The sequence below is a fragment of the Ruegeria sp. SCP11 genome (assembly GCF_040329455.1).
Taxonomy (GTDB): Bacteria; Pseudomonadota; Alphaproteobacteria; order Rhodobacterales; family Rhodobacteraceae; genus Ruegeria; species Ruegeria atlantica_E.
Genome location: NZ_JBDZYG010000018.1, coordinates 1 through 21,836 on the forward strand (window position 1 = coordinate 1; position 21,836 = coordinate 21,836).

General features: G+C 58.6%; 16 protein-coding genes and 4 pseudogenes. 7 read left to right on the forward strand and 13 right to left on the reverse strand.

Annotated features, from left to right (window positions below; genetic code table 11):
• Window positions 1–133: 133 nt before the first annotated feature.
• Window positions 134–478: pseudogene (locus ABLN94_RS21385) on the reverse strand (transposase); the annotation flags it as partial.
• Here ABLN94_RS21385 and ABLN94_RS21390 point away from each other — a divergent pair.
• Both ABLN94_RS21390 and zapE read left to right on the forward strand, forming a co-directional pair.
• Window positions 477–662 (forward strand): annotated as a pseudogene (locus tag ABLN94_RS21390) (Tn3 family transposase); the annotation flags it as partial. The pseudogenes ABLN94_RS21385 and ABLN94_RS21390 sit on opposite strands and share 2 nt — an antisense overlap.
• A gap of 39 nt (window positions 663–701) precedes the next feature.
• A pseudogene (gene zapE / locus ABLN94_RS21395) lies at window positions 702–788 on the forward strand (AFG1/ZapE family ATPase); the annotation flags it as partial.
• A gap of 10 nt (window positions 789–798) precedes the next feature.
• On the opposite strand, the pseudogene ABLN94_RS24765 reads toward zapE, so the two are convergent.
• A pseudogene (locus tag ABLN94_RS24765) lies at window positions 799–885 on the reverse strand (helix-turn-helix domain-containing protein); the annotation flags it as partial.
• 336 nt (window positions 886–1,221) lie between these two features.
• Between ABLN94_RS24765 and ABLN94_RS21400 the strand changes: the two are divergent.
• The gene (locus ABLN94_RS21400) at window positions 1,222–2,682 is read left to right on the forward strand and encodes a sulfatase-like hydrolase/transferase (RefSeq protein WP_352996263.1); all 1,461 of its coding nucleotides are present in this window, start codon (window positions 1,222–1,224) and stop codon (window positions 2,680–2,682) included.
• Between the two features lie 9 nt (window positions 2,683–2,691).
• Here the strand turns inward: ABLN94_RS21400 and ABLN94_RS21405 are convergent, their stop codons facing one another.
• Window positions 2,692–3,621: a LysR family transcriptional regulator gene (locus tag ABLN94_RS21405; RefSeq protein WP_352996265.1), complete on the reverse strand. Its 930-nt coding sequence runs from the start codon at window positions 3,619–3,621 to the stop codon at window positions 2,692–2,694.
• 376 nt (window positions 3,622–3,997) lie between these two features.
• Here ABLN94_RS21405 and ABLN94_RS21410 point away from each other — a divergent pair, with 376 nt between their 5' ends.
• Together ABLN94_RS21410 and ABLN94_RS21415 are read left to right on the forward strand one after the other, a co-directional pair.
• The gene (locus tag ABLN94_RS21410; protein WP_352996267.1) at window positions 3,998–4,387 is read left to right on the forward strand and encodes a hypothetical protein; all 390 of its coding nucleotides are present in this window, start codon (window positions 3,998–4,000) and stop codon (window positions 4,385–4,387) included.
• Window positions 4,388–4,457: 70 nt separating this feature from the next.
• Window positions 4,458–5,417: a LysR family transcriptional regulator gene (locus tag ABLN94_RS21415; RefSeq protein ID WP_352996269.1), complete on the forward strand. Its 960-nt coding sequence runs from the start codon at window positions 4,458–4,460 to the stop codon at window positions 5,415–5,417.
• Here the strand turns inward: ABLN94_RS21415 and ABLN94_RS21420 are convergent.
• The 10 genes from ABLN94_RS21420 to ABLN94_RS21465 form a co-directional block, all read right to left on the reverse strand.
• Window positions 5,405–6,286 (reverse strand): amidohydrolase family protein, encoded by an 882-nt coding sequence (locus ABLN94_RS21420; protein ID WP_352996271.1) that lies wholly within the window; start codon window positions 6,284–6,286, stop codon window positions 5,405–5,407. The genes ABLN94_RS21415 and ABLN94_RS21420 overlap by 13 nt on opposite strands.
• On the reverse strand, window positions 6,283–7,743 hold the full coding sequence (locus tag ABLN94_RS21425; protein WP_352996273.1) for a sulfatase-like hydrolase/transferase: 1,461 nt from the start codon (window positions 7,741–7,743) through the stop codon (window positions 6,283–6,285). Before ABLN94_RS21425 ends, ABLN94_RS21420 begins: the two co-directional genes overlap by 4 nt.
• A 23-nt stretch (window positions 7,744–7,766) precedes the next feature.
• The gene (locus tag ABLN94_RS21430; protein WP_352996275.1) at window positions 7,767–10,634 is read right to left on the reverse strand and encodes an FAD-binding and (Fe-S)-binding domain-containing protein; all 2,868 of its coding nucleotides are present in this window, start codon (window positions 10,632–10,634) and stop codon (window positions 7,767–7,769) included.
• A 59-nt stretch (window positions 10,635–10,693) separates the two neighbouring features.
• Entirely contained in the window at window positions 10,694–12,208 is a 1,515-nt protein-coding gene (locus tag ABLN94_RS21435) for a tripartite tricarboxylate transporter permease (protein WP_352996277.1), read from the reverse strand.
• Window positions 12,209–12,218: 10 nt separating this feature from the next.
• On the reverse strand, window positions 12,219–12,740 hold the full coding sequence (locus tag ABLN94_RS21440) for a tripartite tricarboxylate transporter TctB family protein (protein WP_352996278.1): 522 nt from the start codon (window positions 12,738–12,740) through the stop codon (window positions 12,219–12,221).
• On the reverse strand, window positions 12,737–13,693 hold the full coding sequence (locus ABLN94_RS21445; RefSeq protein ID WP_352996280.1) for a tripartite tricarboxylate transporter substrate binding protein: 957 nt from the start codon (window positions 13,691–13,693) through the stop codon (window positions 12,737–12,739). Before ABLN94_RS21445 ends, ABLN94_RS21440 begins: the two co-directional genes overlap by 4 nt.
• 173 nt (window positions 13,694–13,866) lie before the next feature.
• Complete coding sequence (pcaF, locus tag ABLN94_RS21450) at window positions 13,867–15,072, reverse strand: 3-oxoadipyl-CoA thiolase (RefSeq protein WP_352996282.1); 1,206 nt, start codon at window positions 15,070–15,072, stop codon at window positions 13,867–13,869.
• On the reverse strand, window positions 15,072–16,244 hold the full coding sequence (locus ABLN94_RS21455) for a CaiB/BaiF CoA transferase family protein (RefSeq protein ID WP_352996284.1): 1,173 nt from the start codon (window positions 16,242–16,244) through the stop codon (window positions 15,072–15,074). The genes pcaF and ABLN94_RS21455 overlap by 1 nt, the downstream gene beginning before the upstream one ends.
• A complete protein-coding gene (locus ABLN94_RS21460) occupies window positions 16,241–17,458 on the reverse strand; it encodes an acyl-CoA dehydrogenase family protein (protein WP_352996286.1) in 1,218 nt (405 codons plus the stop codon). Before ABLN94_RS21460 ends, ABLN94_RS21455 begins: the two co-directional genes overlap by 4 nt.
• A gap of 2 nt (window positions 17,459–17,460) precedes the next feature.
• Window positions 17,461–19,002 (reverse strand): class I adenylate-forming enzyme family protein, encoded by a 1,542-nt coding sequence (locus ABLN94_RS21465; protein ID WP_352996288.1) that lies wholly within the window; start codon window positions 19,000–19,002, stop codon window positions 17,461–17,463.
• Window positions 19,003–19,251: 249 nt separating this feature from the next.
• Here ABLN94_RS21465 and ABLN94_RS21470 point away from each other — a divergent pair, with 249 nt between their 5' ends.
• Window positions 19,252–21,210 carry a 3-hydroxyacyl-CoA dehydrogenase NAD-binding domain-containing protein gene (locus ABLN94_RS21470; RefSeq protein WP_352996289.1) on the forward strand — a complete coding sequence of 653 codons (1,959 nt, stop codon included), beginning with the start codon at window positions 19,252–19,254 and terminating at the stop codon, window positions 21,208–21,210.
• A 114-nt stretch (window positions 21,211–21,324) separates the two neighbouring features.
• Window positions 21,325–21,762: an acyl-CoA thioesterase gene (locus ABLN94_RS21475; protein ID WP_417750539.1), complete on the forward strand. Its 438-nt coding sequence runs from the start codon at window positions 21,325–21,327 to the stop codon at window positions 21,760–21,762.
• The last annotated feature ends 74 nt before the right edge of the window (window positions 21,763–21,836 follow it).

Below are 21,836 nucleotides of genomic sequence, written 5' to 3' on the forward strand. Positions count from 1 at the left end.
GAGGCGCATCAGGCATCACTCAAGGCCATGGAGTATCTCCAACATGGCGCGATCCAACCCATCGACGCGGTTCTGGCCGCGATGGAGGCTCAAGCGCAAAGCCATGCCTAGGTCATGTTGACAAATGACGCGGTCAGAGGCGGATTGATGTGATGTCGATGAAGCCGAGGTAACTTTCTGCGGTATTGTCATAACGGTTGGCGCCGCGGCGGGCATTCTTCAGCTTGTTGAAGCAGCGCTCCACCAAGTTGCGCAGGCGATAGAGCGACCGGTCGACACTGACACGTTTCTTGCGTGGTTTCCGCATGGGGATGACTGGCAGTACGTTGCGGTTATCCATGGATTTGCGAATGCTGTCGGCATCGTACCCACGGTCAGCCAGCAGTACGCTCGGCTGAGGTAGATTGTCTGCCATGACGAGATCAAAACCGAGATAGTCGGAGGTCTGGCCTGGTGTAATTTCCGTCCTCATGGGCAACCTGTTGACCGCCATTATCATCTACTGGAACACAAAACAGCTTGGCATCGCGGTTGCCGCGCGAAAAAAGGCAGGGTTGGAAACGCCCGCCTATCTCCTCTCACACATCTCGCCGTCTGGATGGGCGCATATAATCCTCACAGGTGAATACAGATGGCGACAAATGACAGAAGAAACCACTTAAAGGGGGATTTGACACTCAGCTGCACTCGACGCCAATGAGGGTGGGGTCGTGGTTGTGACGACCTCGAACCGGCATCCCGATGATCTGTACAAGGACGGGCTGAACCGGCGACTGTTGTTACCCTTCAGCACGCGCGCATCTCGCGAACAGGGACCTTTGCATGTCGCCAGCGTTCGATTCTGCGGCGTTCCTCAATGCTCAGTTGAGTGTAAACAGCTCCCATGGCACAATCTCATCATTAGATAACTCATTGTTTTCTAATAGGAGTCGCGCTTGAAGGTTGCGCGCGCTAAGGTACAAACTCGATACAGATAAGCTAAATTATGTTCAATCAACTCCAGGTTTGACATCTGACTCCTTCGCAAATCTGGTTGCGGCTAAACCGGACACGAGCCATCTAACCTAATTTCAGCGCTCGATGCTTGCATCCACGATCGGACGAAGCAGAACCACCTGAGCAGGGGGGAGAATTTCGAACAACTTGTTTCCTGTTTTGCACGAACCATGTCAGCCATTGACGATATGTATGATCCTATCAAGTGCAGAGTAAGGATCACTCATGACAAGCCCAGGCAACCTTATCTTGTTCGTAACGGACAATCATGCGCGAAACTTTTTAGGAGTGGCAGGCCATTCTCACGTACGGACTCCGAACCTCGACAGCCTGGCAAAACGCGGCGTCCATTTCAAAAACGCTTACGCTGCCACGACATTATGTTGTCCGGCGCGGGCCGCCATCGCGACCGGTCGCTACCCGCATCAAACCGGTTTTTGGGACAATGCGACAATGTACGACGGCTCGGTCAAGACTTGGCACCATCATCTGCGCGACGCACAGGTATCGGTCACGGCGATTGGAAAACTGCATTACCGGTCAGTAGAAGATGACAATGGCTTTACCGAGGAAATCCACACCATGCATGTGGTCGGCGGCGTTGGTTCTCCACTGACGCTATTGCGGGCAACCGAAGACGGTGTGCCAAGCCGTGCCGGTCACAAGGCGATTTACGGAAACTCGGGGGCGGGCCAGACCGACTATCAGATCTATGACCGTCAGGTTACTGAACGGGCGCTTGATTGGTTGCGCAGCAAGGCGGACAACCCCGAGCCTTGGGCTTTGATTGTCTCATATCCCAGTCCGCACCCGCCGTTCCGGGCTGATCAGGAATTCTGGGATCTATATCCGCCCGAAGACATGCCTTTGCCGTCCACATGGGATGTGCCAAACCGCTATGACCATCCTGCGATGGCCTATCTAGCGTGGATGAACCAGTTACCTGAGGGCATGGACGAAACCTTTATGCGGAACGCCTATGCGGGATATTGCGCCCTAATTACCCAGACCGACGCCGAAATCGGCAAGGTCATCGACATGGCGGACGAACTTGGCCTGACCGACACGACGCGGATGGCATATACATCGGATCATGGTGAGGCAATTGGCGCCCACGGTATTTTGGGTAAGGCCAATCTGTATGAGCATTCTGCTGGTGTTCCCCTGCTTTTGGCAGGCCCCGGCCTGCCCAAGGGCAAGACCGTGTCCGATTTTGCCAGCCATGTGGACTTGTTCCCGACCATTCTGGATCTGTTCGGCGTTCCCAACGAAAGTGGCGGAAACCTCCCGGGCTGTTCTCTGTTGAAGGTGATCGGGGGACAGCAGGGCCCGCGGTCGGGATTTGCCGAATATCATGCGATGGGCAGTGTGAATTCCAGCTTCCTGATCCGTCAGGACAATTGGAAGCTGATCTATCACGTCGATATGCGTAATCAGCTGTTTGATCTGGCCTCGGATCCTGATGAGGCAAATGATTTGCTTGCGGGCGAAGGAACGCACCCGAAAGAGGCGGAGTTGACCGCATTGCTACGCAGGCAGGTCAATCCCGAGGAACTTAATGCACGCAGCAAAGCAGACCAGCTTGCCCGGATCGAAGAATTGGGAGGTTACGACGCGGTAAGAAACGCTGGATCCATTGCGGCCTCTCCCATTCCGGGCAAAGAGGTCCGTCTGGAAAAGATCTGAGTATTGGGGTCAATCGGCGTCCAGCACCTTGTCCAGATGCTTTCGATAGGTCAGAACCTCTTGCCGGATTGCATCCTTGATGAATGCCGCGGCCCCTTCGACCTCGCGGTCGCGGGGGACAACAAAACCGACGGGAACGGATTGCTTCGTCTTTAGGCGGCGCAGCACAAATTTCTGACCCAGCAAAGTCTTGGGGAATATTCCGTCGTTGATCGACAGACTGCCCGCCGCCAATCCGACACGGATCGAGACATCGACCTTGCCGCTTTCATGTCGAACATTGGGGATCAGGCCGGCGCTATCGAATACCCGTGCGATGCGCTTGCGTAAGATAGACCCACTTTCAATCATCGACAGTGGTTCGTCGGCCAGAGCCTGAACTGGAATTTCACGTTCGTCGGACAAGGCATGGTCTCGGGGTAGGATCACACACAAGGGAAAATCGACGATGGGTTCACCACGAACGCTCGGATGGACAACGGGGACTGTTGTCAGAGCGATGTCGAACAAGCGCGATGCTGCCCACCGCTTTATGTTGTGGCGAGCCTCGACGCTGATGTTGATACGGGTTTCCGACCGGGTTTCGCGATAATAGCGCTGAATGGCTGTCGGCAGGATTTGTTCGGCCAGCCGTGGGAAACTTAATATCCGGACCAATTGTTCTCTAGCAGCACCGTCGCGGATCGCGTCAGAGATGCGGGGTAACTCGTCCATTACGCTCAGTGCGCGAATTGCCTCGGGCAAAAGGGTTTCTGCGGCTTCGGTCGGGATCAGGCGCTGCCGTTCGCGGCGGAAAAGCTTCAATTCCAGATCGCGTTCCAATGCCGACAGCATCCGGCTGGCGGCTGACGGCGTCAGGTGCATCTGTTCCGCTACCTTTGCGATGGTACCCGCCTGCATGACCTCGACAAACAGCTTGAGCGAAGTAAATTTGGGCATTCTCGCAGACATCCATAGTCTCCGGTTTTGGCGTCATATTTATTGTGCTTTGGGAAGCATCTGATCAGTATCGTCCAATTTGCGCACGAAGTAACCAGCAAGATTTCGTAAATTTCCGGATTCAAGTGACGTGGCGCCGCAATCAAAAATCATAAGCTCTACCCCATTGGTCGATAGCGATACGTCACTTCCGCTAGGGTCTGGATTGGCTGCAATGCACGATATTCTGGTCGTAATCTTTGGCTTTCGGCGTGCTATCCGAATTTCGTCTGGCGATCATATCTAAAAGATATTTTTGGAACCGAACCCGCACGGATATCGTTCAATCAACGCGAATGCCGAAGACATGTGCGGCGGATATGGAAGTGAGGAAACAATGTACGAGGACGCTGTTGCGGCCGCCAAAGACGTGATGCACCGCCACGTGCAGGCACTGAATGCTCGTGATGCCGCAGCCATATCAGAGACGCTGCATTTTCCGCATTTTCGCCTGGCAGGTGAAACCGTAAAGATCTGGGATAGCCCTGACAGCTATCTGAAAGATTTCCACGCCCGTGCGGGTGACAACTGGGGGCACACGGAGTGGGGACATCTCAGGCCGCTGCAGTTCGAAGCCAGCAAGGTGCATCTGGATGTCATGGTGAACCGGTTCGACAATTCCGGGCAGCCGCTGGTTTCTTTCCGGTCTCTCTGGGTGATCACGCGAATTGCCGGGGTTTGGGCGGCGCAGATGCGGTCCTCGTTTGCGCAGGAGGCGCGCCAGTAAGCGATCACATTTTCTTCTGCCGTGCGCCGGGATATAGTGATCTCGACTGCGAATTGTATTCAGGTGCGCGATGAATATCCGCCAGCTTCGGTATTTTATTTCAATTGTCGATCAGGGCAGCGTATCCAGCGCCGCGCGGGTCCTTCATATCGCGCAACCCGCGCTCAGCCAGCATATCGCCAATCTGGAAGAGGAACTGACCACCGAACTGCTGGTGCGATCATCCCGTGGGGTCAAGCCGACAAAGGCAGGCGAAGTTCTGTATCATCACGCCCGCAAGATCGTTGCACAGATCAAAGAGGCAACTGACGACGTTCGGAAAGAGGCCGATACCCCGCGCGGTGAGGTCTCGATTGTTGTGCCGCCGATGCTAGGTGTTCACGTGGCACCATTGTTGCTGGAACGAGTTGCCGAGAAGTACCCCGAGGTCGAGCTTCGGATTATGGAAGAACTGGCCCTGAACGTAAAAGAGATGATTGAAAACAGCCGGGTGGATTTGGGTGTTCTGGCGACCCGCGACAAAACCCCCAAGGCTGAATACTTACATCTTTATACAGAACCGCTGTATCTTGCGTCCCGCCGGAAATCTGAAGACAAGCCATGCTCGGGGGATGAGACCGTGGATGTCAAAGCGCTGTTTTCCACACCACTAGTCCTGAGCCAACAGTCGCATGCTGTGCGCGAGATTGTCGAAGATGTCGCGGAAAAGATGGGGCGCACGCTGAACCTGCGTGTGACGACCGAGTCCGCACGTCTGCGGATCAGCTACATTCGCAGCGGCGTAACATCCGGAGTGTTGCCCTGGCCCTCAATCGATGGTCTCTGGCGTCGCGGAGAGATTTCGGCAAAACGGCTGGTCAACCCGGATCTGATCCGCGAAGTGTACCTGACCTGGCCGCGCAATCAGCCGCTGAACGCCGCGTCTCGGGCAGTCAGGCAGGAATTGCTGGATATCTGCCACGAACTATTCGAAAGCGGCGTGATCCGGGGCACGTTCCGGCATGTGCAGCCCGAGGATCAGAAACCGTAAAGACGCGCGGGATTGTCCGTCAGGATTGCGTTTCGGGTTGCCGCCGCTGGCGCCCAAAGCGCCAGTTCATCCAACAAATCGCCGTCATTGGGCATCGCCACCGGAATATGCGGGTGCGGCCAATCGGTGCCATAGACGACCTGATCCGGGTTCGCGGCGATCAGGGCTTGGGCAATGGGCGTAACATCGTCAAATTGCGGCGCGGCCTGGCCGGTGATCCGATACGCGCCCGAAAGTTTGGACCAGGCCTTGCCCTCGTGCATCAGGTCCAGCAGTGCCTGAAACCCCGTGGTCCCGATCCCTTTGCTCACCGGAAAGTGCCCCATATGATCAAAGACGGTTTGTACCGGCAGGGATGAGAAATAGGCGTAAGGGTCAGGAAAGGTGCTGATGTCCAACAGCACCTGAAGGTGCCAGCCCAATGGCGCGATCCTGTCGGCTATGGTGCGCACCTCAGCCATCGCCTTGTCGCCGCTGAACAATAGATTAGCCCGGACGCCGCGCGCACCCTGATCGTGCATCTGCTGCAATTGTTCCTCGGTGACTGCACCATCGACGACCACGATTGCGCGGTATCGTTCGCGGTCGGCTTCGGCCGCCTCCAGTGTCGCGCGATTATCGGTTCCATAAATGCTGGGCTGGACGATCACAGCGCGTTCGAACCCAAGAGTGGTCAGTAGATGTTCGTAGGATGCTAAGGATGCCTCGGGTGGAGTGTATAATCTGTCCGGCACCATTGAGTATTGTTCCTGCGGGCCAAACACGTGGAAATGGCAATCACAGGCTAGTGGCGGCATTGCGAATTGTGGCGCGCGGGAGACCGGATCGGGACCGGCGCAGGTGGGAATTTGGGGGTTGCCGACAGTCATGCGATAGCACCCTTCGAAGCGACGAAGTCAGCTTTTGCGCCGGGGGCAGGCGTTGCGCCAAATCCGCCCCGTTCCAGCACCGCCTCGACCCCGCCATGTTTCTCGATGATTGCCGCCTGATCCGTTTTGGCCTGGCGATCGACCGCATCCGGATCGCAGACCTTGAGCAATTCGGCATGTAGTTCAGCTCGGATTGCATCGTGTTCGGGCGCAGTGCCCAGATCGTTGATCTCAGCAGGGTCAGTGTCGAGGTTGAAGAGCTGCGGATTCAGCCCGGTGTAATAGATGTATTTCCACGGCCCTTTGCGGATCATGAAGGCCCCCGACATTGCCCCCGCGGCATGATATTCAGAAAACACGGCGCGGTTCGGGCAATCTTCTTCGGCGGCAATCTGGAACAGCGACCGACCGGGCAGTTCGGGGTCATCGGCGCTGAGCCCGGCGCAATCCAGCACCGTTGGGAAGACATCAGCCAATGACACTGGCGTCTTACTGACCTTGCCGCCCGGCACATCCGGCCCGGCCATGATCATTGGAATGGCGGCGGCCTCTTCATACATGTTGGATTTGCCCCACATGCCACGCTCGCCCATGTTGTCGCCGTGGTCGCTGACATAGATGACATTTGTGTTGTCGTTCAGCCCGGCAGCTTCGATCGCATCCAGAATTCGGCCCACATTGTAGTCCATGAAGCTGATCAATCCAAAATAACCGGTCAGCGCGGCCTGCGTGCGTTCCTCGTTGAAATTGTCATAGACAAAGCAATGGCGCAGTGCCTTGAGCCAAGGGTGGTCATCCTCGCGCGCGGGTTTCGTCGGCTTGAGGTCCATGTCCTTGTAGAGGTCATAGAATTCCTGCGGTGCGGTCAGCGGGAAATGGGGCGCGACCATCGAGATGAACACGGTCCATGGTTTGTCGCTTGCCGGTTCGTTGCCACGCTCGGCAATCCACGCGCATGCCGCGTCGGTGATGTTGCGGTCATAGGTGGTGTACGAGGTTTCTCCCGCGCCGGCGCTGTCCGCCAGATCGCGTGCTTTCCACCGGCGCGGCATCGGCTCGCGAACGCAGCCCAGCACGTCGCCGACACCATTGACCAGATGCATCGGAATCTGCTGGAAATCCAGCCCCACGGGGTCGGATTCGTTGCGGTAATGCAGTTTGCCGATCGAGCCCACTGGGTTTCCGTTCTGCTGCAGGTAGTGCCCCCAGGATTTCGGCTCGCCGGTGTAAGGTGTGGCGTTGTCCCAATGGCCGGTCTGATGGCCGTATTTGCCGGTTGCAAAGCTGGCGCGTGCAGGCACACAGATCGGCGCATTGGTATAGGCGCTTTCGAACAGGGTACCCCGTGCGGCCAGTCGGTCCAGATGGGGTGTCTTGATGAACGGATGTCCAGCGCATCCCATGATGTTGGACGCGTGTTCATCGGACATCAGGACAATCATGTTATGGGCGGTCATGGGGACCTCGTTTCTTCCAGTGGTTACGGTTCAAGCCGCGCCAGAAGCGCAGAGCAGGGATGTGCGGGTTCGGCATCGCCGAACCGTCCGGCCTGGGACCGGCAGGAAAAACCGGTTGCCAACGCGCCGAGCCCGGCAGTTTCCAGAGGTTCACGCCAGGACAGGTCAAAAAGCTGGCCGGACATGGCGCGGTGTTCAGCCTCGTGACCAAACAACCCTGCCATGCCGCAGCATCCGGTATCGGCGATGTCGAGCGTCAGTCCGAAATGCCGGAACACCGACTGCCAGCGTCGGGGGGTGGCGGGGTCGGCAGTTTTTTCGGTGCAATGGGTGAACAGGGTAAATCGAGCGGCCTCGTCGTCGGGCAGCCGGGGCAGCGCGTGCAGATTGTTGGACAGGAACCGGTCGAGCGACAGGACCTGACCTGCGCCCAGATCGTAATCCTTGTTCAGCAGGTCAGTCACCGCGGGTTCAAGGCTGATTAGTGGCAGATCATCCGCCCCAAATTGTGATAACAGAGCAACCGTCTGATCGCGTTGCGCCTGGAAAGCGTCCATCATGCCACGCACCTGCCGGGCCTTGCCGTTGGCGACCGGTGGAATGGCCCAGACGGTAAATCCCAGTCGGCCCAGCAGAGCCGCCGATTGCCCAATCACTTTGGTATCGAACGCACCGGTGAAACTGTCCAGCGCCAACAGAACGGGGCGTTCTCCCCAGTTCGACGGGCGCGTATTGGGAGAGACCAGTTTGCCCCCGGCGTCTTGCACCGCCTGTTCGGCGGACAAAGCGGAATAGCGGGGGATGTCAACCAGGCCGAACCCCCGGTTCAGCACAGCGCGCGTTAGAGGGTTGCCCGCCAGCAGATTGGCCAGTCGCGGCAGCTTTCGCAGGGCCAGCGAAAGTCGCTCCACGTGGCGCAGCACATGGTCGCGCGCGGGGCGGGTGCGGGTCTTGAAATATTCATGCAGGAAGGCGGATTTCATTGCTGGGACATCAACGCGGACCGGGCATTGACCAGTGCAGGATTTGCACGACAGGCACGTGTCCAGACTGTCCTTCAGCGCCTCTTCCACCGGGGCGGCATCCTCGCCGGTCGAACGCAGCCGCGTCCACTCTCGAAACAGACTGGCGCGGCCCTTAGGGGCCTGAACCTTGTCGCGCGTGGCCTTGTAGGACGGACACATCGGATCGCTGGGCGCCCAGTTATGACAGGCCCCATTGCCGTTGCAGGCGATGGCCCGGTCGAAATCGGCATGGGCCGTTTCGTCGATCTGGGCATCGCGCGCTCCACGCATCGGCACGGCGTCCAGCTTCATCACCGTCATGTCACTGTCGGCCGCCGTCGCCAGCTTGCCCGGATTCAGCCGGTTGTTGGGATCGAAGGCTGCCTTGATCCGACGCATCACGGCGTAAAGGTCAGGCCCTACATATGTTTCGACATATTCGCCCCGCATCCCTTTGCCATGCTCACCCCAGATCAAGCCTCCATGCTTTTGGCACAGCGCCGACACCGCGTCCGAGATCGGGCGAATCTGGTCCCGGTCCGCCGGATCGCGCATGTTCAGCATCGGACGCACATGCACACATCCCACATCGGCATGGCCGAACATGCCGTAAGTCAGGCCGCGTGCATCCAGCAACTGGCCGAACTCGGCCACAAAGGCTGACAGGTTTTCCGGCGGCACGGCAGCGTCCTCGACAAAGGGCAGGCCGATGCGGCTGGTTTCCACCGCAGCCAGCAAGCCGACCGAGCGTTTGCGCATCTCCCACAGTGCCGACATCTCGGCAGGCGCGGCGGTTGTAACCTGCGCGGTCAGGGGGATGTGGTTCTTTTCCAGAATGTGCGCCAGGCGGTCCTGACCGGCTAGCACCTCGTCCTCGTTGTCGCCGGTGAATTCGACGAACAGGAACCCACCTGCTTCGCCGACCTGGCCCAGAACATTTTCCACCTCGCTCCACATCGGAGAAGCAGCAGCCAGCGCAAGAATCTTATCGTCAAGAAACTCGATAGCAGCGGGTTCGGCGTCGGCCAGATAGGGGACGTGGTCCAGCGCCGCCACGCAATCGTCATAGGCCAGCACAGTCAGGGCGCGAGTTTTTGGGATCGGCGTGATACGCAACGTCAGTCGGGTGGTCAGGGCCAGCGTGCCCTCTGAGCCTGCCAACAGTTTGATATAGTTGAGATCGCCCGCGCCCGTCCGCGCCTCGTCCAGGTTATAGCCGGTCAAGCCCCTGTTCATGGCGGGAAAGCGGTGGGCGATCTCTTGGGCGTGGGTGTTCAGATCACGTCGGATGGCCTTGCCGGAACGCTCCAGTTCGGCATCCGAAGTTGCGTGTGTGGTGACCGTGGCACTCTGCCCATTGGCCAGAATGATATCGGCGCTCAGAACATGGTCCGACATGCGGCCATAAATCCGACTGCCCTTGCCGCTGGCATCAGTGGCGAACATGCCGCCCACCGTTGCCCGCGACGATGTGGAAACCGTAGGGGCAAAGAAATAGCCCTGCGGTCTGAGATATGCGTTGAGCTGGTCCAGCACAACGCCCGGTTCAACCGTGACGGTGCCCGCATCCGTGTCCAGGGACAAAATGTCGGTCATATGCCGTGACATGTCGATCACCACACCGTCATTCAGCGACTGGCCGTTGGTGCCGGTTCCGCCGCCGCGCGCGGTCAGCGCGATGCCAAATCGATCCGCAAGCGCTGCGGCCTTGGCCACGTCGGCGGCATCCCGGGGGAACAGGATCGCCTGAGGCGCGATGTGATAGATGCTATTGTCGGTCGCCCCGACCAGCCGCGCGGCTTCGTCCTCGGCAATGTCGCCGCCAAAGCCATCGGTGCGCAGGGCGTTCAGATACTGCCGCAGATTGGATGCGGTGTCGTCCAGCATATTTTCAGAATCCCTGTTGGTGTGCCCGAGCGCCGGTCAGGCGCTCGGGCAGGGGTTTGTTAGGTTTGCAATTCGGCGGGAGCGGCCTTGCGGGCGCGCATCCGTCCGATGATGCGGATACCGATTGCGATCACGGGGATGGCAAAGAAGATCAGCGCGACCGGGCGATGCAGGAAGATGCCGAACCCGTCGTCGGTCAGCAACACCGACTGGCGCAATGCCTGTTCGGCACCGGGGGCCAGCACAAAGGCGATGATCGCCGCAGCAGGGCTGAAGTTCAGCGTCCGCATGAAGTATCCGATCAGACCAAAGATGCAGGCCACCAGCACGTCGAACATCGACGACCGCGCGGTGTAGGCCGAGATCAAGGCCACTGCCAGGATGGTCGGGTAGATCAACTGCTGCGGCACCTTGTCGATAACCCGGCCAATGACAGGCCCCAGGAACCAGCCGATCAGACCATAAAGCGCGATACCGATCAGACCGGCGGCAAACAGGCCATAGACGATGTCGCCCGAGGTCTCGAAGATTTTCGGACCAACCTGAATACCATGGATCAGGAACACACCCATCAGCATCGCGGCAATGGTCGAACCCGGAACGCCAAGCGCCAGCAACGGGATCATCGACGGGCCGGATACCGCGTTGTTGGCGGCCTCGGGCGCAGCCACGCCCTCGATGGCGCCTTTGCCCCATTCGTCCTTGTTCTTGGCTTTCGCCTTTGACGAGCCATATGCCACGAAACAGGCCACCGCCGAGCCGACGCCGGGGATCAGGCCCACCAGCGCGCCGATGAACGATCCGCGCCCGATAAAGGGCAGGCAGCGTTTGATTTCGGCCCAGCTAAGCTGGTCATCCTCGGGCTTGCGGGCCGCGATTTCGTCATGATGCGCCTGACCGGACCGCGCGGCTTGAACCTGCGCAAACACCTCGGAAATCACGAACATGCCGATCAGCAGGGGCACCAGCGAGAAGCCGTTATACAGCTCGACCATGCCGAAGCTGTACCGCGGCTCGGATGTGATCGGATCGAGTCCGATCATCGCCAGCGTTGCGCCAAACAGGGTCGAAGCGATGCCCTTGAGGACGGAATCCGAGATCACCGAACCGATAATCAGGAAGGCGCAGACATAGATCGCAAAGTAATCCGGGGGTCCCAGTTCGCGGGTCAGCTGTGCGATGGTCAGCGCACCGAAGATCAGCATGAACTCACCGACATAGTCGCCAATGACCGACGCGGTTGTCGCGGTCTTGAGCGCTTTGCCTGCCTGACCCTTCTTGGTCAGCGCGTGCCCGTCGATCACCGTTGCAGCTGCGGCCGTTGTTCCCGGAGTATTGAACAGGATGGCCGAAATGGACCCGCCGAACCGCCCTGCCTTGCCGATGACATAAAGGAAAGCCAGCGCTGACAGAGGATCGATGTAATAAGTGATAGGCACCAGCATCGCGATCGCAGCCGAGGCCGTCAGACCCGGCACCGCGCCGACGATCACACCAAGGATCGAGCCCAGCACCACGAACATCAATGTCTCGGGTGTGGTGAAAATGGTGTAGAAACCGTTCAGAAGTTCCATGTCACATTCCTCACTTCAGCCCGATCAGGGACAGGGGGTTGAAGATGGTGGCGGCTGGTTCGAACACTGTCATCAGCTTGAAAAACAGCAGATACAGCACGGCTGTCCCGATCACCGGCAGCAGGATCAGGGCCGGGAGGCGCACGGCAAAAAGCAGCGCCGCACAGAACAGCGTTACGAAACAGGCGACAACGTAACCGAACGCGCCGAACATCCAGACAAAGGCCAGCCCCAGCAGGAACAGTGGCACGGCGTCAGAAAAAAAGCGTTTCGCCTCAAAGCTGCTTTTGTCTGCCGGGGCGGTCTGGCCACGGGCACCAAAAACAATCAGGGTCAAACCAACCAGCCCAAGCGCCACACAGATCGCCTGTGGAAAGAACCGGGGCCCGACACCTTCTTCGTCAACAAAATCCAGCGAGATGTTGAAGGATTTCCAGAAAAAGAAGGCGGCCAGCGCGGCCAGCGCGGCCCCTGCCACAATGTTGTGGCGCGCAGTTTTGCGCGCCATGTTGATATCCACGTTCTGGGTCATTCCAGACCTTCCAGGAGCTTGCCCCATTCAACCTTGGACACATCAATATTTGCGGCAGTATCTATACCATTGACGCTTGCGGTCGGCAGACCGGCGGTGTTCAGCGTGTCAAGATAGGCTGCGTCCTGAGTGATCGCGACAATCGCGTCGGACAGTTGCGCTACGACCTCATCGGGGGTGCGGGCCGGTGCCATCACGATCATCTGCGACGAGACCGGGATGAAGTCGATGCCCAGGGACTTGGCGGTCGGTGCATCCGGAGCTGCCGGGTGCGGATCGTTTGACAGAACCGCCAACAGACGAACTTCGTCTTCGAAACCACGACCCAGATGCGCGCCCATGACCCCGAAATCAACTTCAGAACTGGCCAGTGCCGCACGCACGCCCGAACCACCTTTGAACGGGACGTCCTTGGCTTTGACGTCGTTGGGGTTGAGAACGCCGAGACCCGCCATATGCCAGACATTGCCGCGACCAGTATGGCCCCAACGCAACGCAGTGTCTGAGGATTTGCCTGCTTCGAGCAACTCGTCCAGCGATTGGATAGGCGATCCCGCGGGAACGAAGATACCGGCGGTCAGTTCGCCGATAGTGCCAACCATCTTGAAGTCGTCGGTCGAAACAACCTGCGGCTTGATCAGGTTCTTCAGAACCATCGAGCCTGCCGAGGCCAGATACAGGGTATAGCCGGTGGGAGGTTGGTCCGCCACGAAACGGCCACCGACAAGGCCACCGCCACCAGGCTTATTGACAACAACCACGGGCTGTCCGCCGGTATGCGCCTCAGCCGCGCTGGCCAGCGCACGGGCATAGGTGTCGGTGCCACCACCGGCCTTGAAACCTACGATCATATCGATCGGGCGCTCGGGGAAACTGTCGGCCTGGGCCATTGTTCCTGCCACGGCCAATGCCGCACCAGCGGCCAGGCTTTTCATCCATCCTAGTTTTGTCATGGTTCTCCTCCCATCGAGTACGTGGCATTGCACCAGCGACTATTGTTCCATTCTCAGAGGCTATCGCTGATACGGGCCATTCAGGAAATACTATCTTGCGATTTCCTCCATCGGAAAATCCTATTGGAAGATTTCATGGTCCCTCCAACGCCCGGGGCTCATCTGCCCCTCGGCTAAACTCTTTCCAGCAAAAGTGAAATTCCCTGACCGACGCCAATGCACATGGTGCAGATCGCTCGGGTTCCTCCCTCTCGTTTCAGTTGGCTTGTCGCCGTCAAAGCCAGTCTCGCCCCCGACATGCCCAAAGGGTGACCCAGTGCAATCGCGCCTCCGTTGGGATTCACCTTTGGGGAATCATCGGGCAGCCCCAGCGCCCTTGTCACGGCCAAAGCCTGTGCTGCAAAAGCTTCGTTAAGTTCTACAATATCGATCTGGCTTATATTCATTCCTGCGCGCGCCAGTAGCTTCTGTGTTGCTGGCGCCGGACCAAAGCCCATAATCCGGGGTGCGACCCCGGCCGTAGCCGCGCAAACGATCCGGGCGCGCGGCGTCAGGCCATGACGTTTTGCGGCATCTTCACTGGCAATGATCAGCGCCGCGGCACCGTCATTTACGCCCGAGGCGTTTCCCGCAGTCACCGATCCGCCCTCACGAAACGGTGCGCGCAGTTTGGCCAACCCTTCAAGCGTGGTTTCCGGCCGGGGATGTTCATCGGCGTCAATGACCATCGGATCGCCTTTGCGGCGAGGTATGGTCACGGATGTGATCTCTTCCGCGAATACGCCCGCCTTCTGCGCCGCCGCTGCGCGCTGTTGTGAGCGAAGGGCGAAGGCATCCTGATCTGCCCGGCTGATCCCGAATTCTTCCGCTACGTTTTCAGCTGTCTCGGGCATCGAGTCGACACCGAATTGCGATTTCATCTGCGCGTTTACAAAGCGCCAGCCAATGGTCGTATCGTGGATTTCTGCCGCTCGGGAATAGGCAGTGCTTGCCTTTGGCACCACAAAGGGCGCGCGGCTCATGCTTTCGACGCCGCCTGCGATGATCAGGTCGGCATCCCCGGCCCGGATCGCGCGGGCACCATAGCTGACCGCGTCCAGACCTGACCCGCACAACCGGTTCAGCGTGGTTCCTGACACTGTATCTGGCAATCCGGCCAGCAGGGACGACATGCGTGCCACGTTGCGGTTGTCCTCGCCCGCCTGATTGGCGCAACCGAACAGAACATCATCGACCGCCGCCCAATCCACTTGCGTATTGCGCGCCATCAAGGTCCGCAGGGGAACAGCCCCCAGATCGTCGGCACGAACTGAGGACAGCCCTCCGCCGTAGCGCCCGATTGGCGTGCGGATCGCGTCACAGATAAAAGCCTCGGCCATCAGATCACCCCTGCATCGCGCATTGCCAGAATGGCGGCATCGTCATGGCCCAGCCCACGCAGAATCTCATCAGTGTCCTGACCTTTAGCAGGCGGCGGGCGGTTGAACTCGTTCAGACCGGCCGAAAACTTGGTCGGGTACCCGGCCTGAAAGCTCTTGTTTTCACCTTCGCCCAGCTCTCCGAACATGCCGCGATCCTGCAGGTGCGGATCGTCGAACAGGCGCATGTCCTGATAGACGACCGCCCAAGGCAGATCGGTGGGGCGGAACAGCGCCTCCCACTCGGCCAGGGTTTTAGAAGCGAACATTTCGGACATCATCGCATGCACCTCGTGCTTGCGCTGGTTACGCAATTCGTTGGTGGCATATTCGGGGCGGCCGAGTTGTGGGAAATCTGCCTCCATCAACACCGCCAGCTGCACCCAGAACTTGTTTTCAAAGAGACCAATGGCGATGTGTCCACCGTCGCGGGTTTCAAAGATGTCGTTGTCGGGCATGACAAAGGACATTCTGTCCGGATCACCCTCGCAAAGCTCATGCGCGATGCGCACCAAAGGCGCGGACCAGTTTACCATCGCATCGGTGATGGCAACGTCCAAGTATTGGCCCTGACCGCTCATCTTGGCCGAGCCCATAGCCACCGCCAAAGACAGCGCGCCATACATCGCACCCGCATAATCCGACAGGCGTACTTTCGGACGGGCCAGCTTGTCCTTCACCTGACTGGGCACCGCGAAGTAGCCTGACAGCGCAAGGAAATCGATGTCATGACCCGCGCGATGGCGGTAAGGGCCGGTTTGACCAAACCCGGACAACGAGCAATACACGATCGCCGGGTTCAGCGCGCGGACGTCCTCGTACCCGAAACCCAGACGGTCCATCACGCCGGGGCGAAAGCTTTCGATCACCGCATCCGCGTCTTTCAGAAGGTCGGTCAGCACCGCTTTGCCCTCATCGGATTTCAGATCCAGTGTCAGGGATTTCTTGTTCCGGTTCAGGCGCGCGAACATGTCCTTGCCAAGACGGCGGCCCGGATCACCATGTTTGGGCTCTTCAATCTTGATGACCTCGGCGCCCAGATCGGCCAGCGACTGCGTGGCAAAGGGACCCGGCAGCAGGCGCGACAGGTCTATGATGCGCATGCCGTTCAGGAAGGACCAGTCATTCGTCATTGCGCCGCCTCCGGATGTGCCTGTTTCCATTCTTTCTGGATACCTTTACCGATGGTGTTGCGCTGAATTTCAGAACTGCCGGTCAATACGCGGAACATGCGCAGGCGACGGAACACCCACTCGACTGGGTGGTTCTTGGTCATTCCGGTCGCGCCATGGATCTGGATGGCCTTGTCAGCCACCTGAAAGGCGTTTTCGGCGACAAAGACCTTGCACATGGCCGCCTCGGTCCGAATGTTCTCGCCACGATCAGCCTTGGCGGCGGCGGCGTGGATCATCGAATGAGCCGCAAAATTCGCGGTTTTCATATCGGCCAGCATGTGCTGGATCGCCTGAAAGTTGGCGATGGGTTGTTTAAACTGTACCCGCCGGTTGGCATAATCCACCGTCTGTTCCAGAGCAAACTGCGCATGGCCCAGCATGGTGGGGCATTGCAGAAGACGGTTGATGTTGATCCGCTCCATCCCCAGCTTGAACCCGTTGCCCAATCCTCCAAGGATATTGCGCGCAGGCACCCGGACATTTTCCAGAATGATGTCATTGTCGATATGCTGACCGGACATCGGCAGGTAATGCCCTTCGACCCGATACCCGGGCGAGGCCGCATCAATCAGAAACGCGGTTACGCCGCCTGCCCCCGCTTCCGGGTCAGTCACACACATAACGATGGCAAAATCCGCGGTGCGCGACGCGGTGATATAGCGTTTGTGCCCGTTGATGATGTAGTCGTCGCCATCCTTGACGGCACTGGTTTCAATCCGCATCGCATCCGATCCCGCATTGGGCTCGCTCAGCGCAAAACATCCGGCGCGTTCACCGCGCGCGGCGGGATAGAAGAACTCTTCATTCTGCTCATCAGTTGCGCGGGTGATGATGTACCCGATCCGCATCGGCCCGCCGTTTTCACCCAGCACACACCCATAGAGCGCCGCGTTCGACCGCGTGCAGTCGGTCTTGAGCGTGCATAGTTGATCGATGGACAGGCCCAGCCCGCCAAACTCTTCGGGCAGGTTGCAGCCATAGATGCCCAACTCGCGTGAGCGTTTCCACCATTCTTCCAGCTGCGCCCGTTCGAACCGGGTTTCGTGGGTTAGACCATGCACCTGTTCAAACGGGATCATTTCATCATAGAGCAGATTGTTCACTTTCGACCGCAGGTCGGCAAAGGCTTGGCTCTCAAGGCCCGACGTCGCGCGATTTAGTCCCTGAATCATGGTCACACCTTCCGATCCGAGTTGGCCCAATACCCGTCGCGCACCTGTCGGCGCAGGATCTTTCCAGCGTCGTTCTTTGGCAATTCCTCAACAAGATCGACGGAGTGCGGTTTCTTGAATTTGCCTAGCTTGTCGGCGCAATGGGCGATCAGTTCGGCGGTATCGGGCTGACTGCCATCACGAGCGACCACAACGGCCTTGACCGCCTCGCCCAGATCACCATCGGGCACACCAACGACGCAGGCCTCGAATACATCCGGGTGCTCAAACAGGGCATGTTCCACCTCGTTGGGATAGACGTTGAAGCCCCCGGTGACGATCATGTCCTTCTTGCGGTCGATGATGAAGATATATCCGGTGTCATCGATATAAGCGATGTCTCCGGTGTGGTAATAGCCGTTTTTCAGAACCGGCGCGGTCAGTTCAGGGGCGTTGTGATAGCCTTTCATCACATCCTCGCCACGAATGACCAGTTCCCCCACTTCGCCATTCGGCAGCGCGTTGCCGTCGTCGTCCACAACCGAGACTTCGGTTTCAAACAATGCCCGGCCGCAGGATGAAAACAGCTCCGGCCGGCTCTCCAGGGCCAGCAAGTGATCGGCCTCGGTCAGCAACGTGACCGAGGAACATACCTCGCCCGCGCCGTAACCCTGATTGAGGATCGGTCCGAAAAATTCCACCGCTTCGCGCAGCCTTGTGGGCGAGATCGGCGCGGCACCATAACGCAGCAGTTTGAGCGACGATAAATCGTACTGATCCCGGTTCGGCGCGGCCAGAATACGGTTGATCATGGTCGGCACTAGATAGGTCTGGGTCACCTTTTCCCGTTCGAGGGTCGATAGATAGGTGTCCACATCGAACCGGGACAGGATGATATTGGTGTGCCCCTGTGCCAGCAGCGGCATCAGGGCCATGCCTGACACATGCGTGATCGGACCCACATGCAGGTAAACTTCCTGCTGATCCGGATAGAGCCGCGAGCGGAAGGTGATCTTGCGCAGGATGGCCCGGCGGTTGCGTGCCGTGTGCATCGCGGCCTTCAGAACGCCCGATGAGCCCGACGTGTAGTGGTGCACCATGATGTCTTCGGGATCAAGCTCGACGCAAACGCCGGCGCTGTCGGCCTGCGACAGGGCGTCTTCGTAGCTGCCATTCTCACCCATGACCAGCAGGATCAGACCATCGCGTTCGGCTTGCGCACGTTTGGCGGCCTCCAGATGCGCCTCGTCCGTGATCAGAACCTTGACCTGGCTGTCATCGCAGACATGGACCACTTCGTCCGCTGACAGCCGTGCGTTGATCGGAACACGGACAAAGCCGCCCTTCAACAGCGCCACTTCGGCTTCCGCGATTTCAACCCGGTTCCACGCCAATACTGCAACCCGCTCGCCCCTGGCGACGCCCAATCCGGCCAGAGCCGTCGCCAGACGATTTGTCCGGTCGTCCAGTTCCGCATAGCTGCGCGCAACACGTTCATCCTTGAGCGCAATCCGGTCGGCCCAGAAGCGGGCGGCGCGGGTTACAAGATATCCCAGATTCGTCATGACAACCTCTCAGTTCGTTTTCGGGCCCAGCCTGAAGCGGGGGCATCGCTGATTGTCAGGAAAGGTAGAGAGTGGCGTTCAATAAGGAAAATATCATTTTTGACTGCTGGATATAGCAAAACGATATGGGTGTGATTTGCGGTCCCATAGGGTTTGCGTCTGGATGGGATCGGAACTCTCTATGCCCTTTTTCGGTGAGATCTTCGGTAGAGATACCGGCAGAGGATCATACAAACCGGAGGACAAAGCATGAGCGCAGTGACGGTGACACGGGTTGGGCAGGTTGGAGTGATCCGAGTGGATGCCCCGCCGGTCAATGCAATTTCGCAAGCGGTCCGCCAGGGCTTGTGGGATGCAGTTGAGGCCATTGTCGCCGATCCGCGGGTAGCGGTTGGCGTGCTGATCTGCGCGGGCCGGACCTTCATGGCAGGCGCGGATGCGTCTGAGCTGGGCAAGCCGCCGGTGCCGCCGCATCTGAACGATCTGGTGTTGTTTATTGAATCCTGTCCTAAGCCGGTCGTCGCAGCGATCCATGGTCAAGCGCTTGGCGGTGGGCTGGAAATTGCGCTGGCCTGCTCGCATCGGGTCGCGGTTTCGAATGCCCGTCTCGGCCTGCCCGAGGTCAATCTGGGCTTTGTCCCCGGTGCGGGTGGTACGCAACGCCTGCCCAGGCTAATCGGCGTGGAACCCGCGCTTGAGATGGCCGTCGAGGGCAAGCCCGCTACGGCGCAAAAAGCGCTGGAAACCGGGTTGATAAATGCGATCGCCGAGGATCTGGAACCCGACGCGATGGCCTTTGCGGCCACTCTGCTTGAGGTCGATCCGGCACCGGTCAAGCTGAACCGCCCGATTGCCGCTAACAGTTTTGACGCGGATGTGTTTGATCGGTGGCGGACCATGTGCGGCAGGCGCAAACGCGGGCTGGATGCGCCGCTGGCGGTGATCGACGCGGTTCAGGCGGCCACTGGTCCCGATTTTCAGGCCGGGCTGGACACCGAACGCGCCCTGTCGCTCAGGCTGCGCAAAAGTCCGCAATCCACGGCGCTGCGGCATATCTTCTTTGCCGAGCGCGCGACCTACAAGGTCGACGGGCTCGATCTGTCACAGGCGGGCGACATCAGCAGCGTCGCGGTTATCGGTGCCGGAACCATGGGCGCAGGTATCGCGCAGGTCTTTGCGGCGCAGGACATCCCTGTCACCCTAGTCGAGATTTCGGACAGTGCCGCGCAGGCCGGTATCGCCCGTATTCGCAGCAATCTGGAACAGGCGGTCAAACGCGGCAAGCTGGATGGCGCACGGGTTAGGGCCATTCTGGAGCGGGTGACGCCAACCACTGACTATAATGTGCTGGGGTCCACGGATCTGGTAATTGAGGCGGCGGTTGAGGATATGGCGATCAAGAAGACGATTTTTAAGCGGCTGGATCAGGTCTGCCATCCGGGTGCGATCTTGGCCACCAACACCTCCTATCTGGACATCAACGAGATCGCCACCGCCACATCCCGGCCGGACCGCATGGCGGGGCTGCATTTCTTCAGCCCTGCGCAGATCATGAAACTGGTCGAGATCATTCGCACCGACAAGACTGATTCGGCGGTCACGGCGACATTGGCGTCGATGATGAAAAAGCTGGGCAAAATCGGCGTCATCGCAGGGGTTTGCCATGGCTTTATCGGAAACCGCATGTATCAGGCCTATCAGCGCGCGGCGGGTCTTCTGATGCTGGAATGCGGCTCACCCGAGCCAGTCGATGCGGCGTTGCGGCAGTTCGGCATGGCGATGGGGCCATTTGAAGTGCTTGATTTGTCAGGCATCGATATCGGCTATCTGATGCGCAAGGCGCTGCCAGACGGGGCGGTTCATCCTTTTGCGTTTCAGGTCCATGATCGCCTTGTTGAAATGGACCGCAAGGGGCGCAAGACGCAGGCTGGATTTTACAGTTACGGCGCGGGAAGCATGAATTTGGACGACACTGTACTTACCCTGATACGAGACATTGCAAAAAAGGCGACGATTGCGCATCGTAATTTGTCGGTTCAAGAGATAACGGACCGGTGTATCCGTGCACTGCATGACGAGGGAAAAGCCATCTTGTCCGAAGGTATCGCCGCCAAACCGGGCGATATCGATGTAGTCTTTGTCAATGGCTACGGCTTTCCGCGTCACAGGGGCGGACCGATGTATTATGGAAAACACGTCGTCGGCTAAACGACAATGTCACTTCGGCTGACCTGGCGATGAACCCGACGAGCGCGGGATTGGCGCCAAGTCGTATGGTTCGAATGCGGAGTATTTGCCGTATAGTTATAGGAAAAGTTTGATATGACAGATGATGTTGACGCTAACCTGGCGCGTGGGTTGGAACTTGCTTCGCACGGCAGGCAACAAGACGAAGGCGTGCTGGTCATTCGCACTATAGCCATGCCCGCGGACACCAATCCGTCGGGTGATATTTTTGGAGGATGGCTCATGTCCCAGATGGATCTTGCGGCGGGCAACATGGCGGGTCGCGTATCGCAGGGGCGCGGTGCCACAGTCGCCGTCGAAGCTATGAAATTTCTTAGACCGGTAAAAGTGGGGGACGAAGTGACCCTCTATGCTACATTACGGGCTGTCGGGCGAACTTCGATGCGAATTCACGTAGATGCCTGGGCACGACCAAGATACTCTGGCAATGCTGAGAAAGTGACGGATGCAGATTTCGTATTTGTCGCGCTAGAAAAAGACGGTACTCCGAGACTGGTTTTTGACGAACCATGATCGCTGGCTATTTCCGCAAGAGATCAGCTACAAACTTTTGAACATCTACGTTTGCGGCTTTAGGTTTTGGGCCG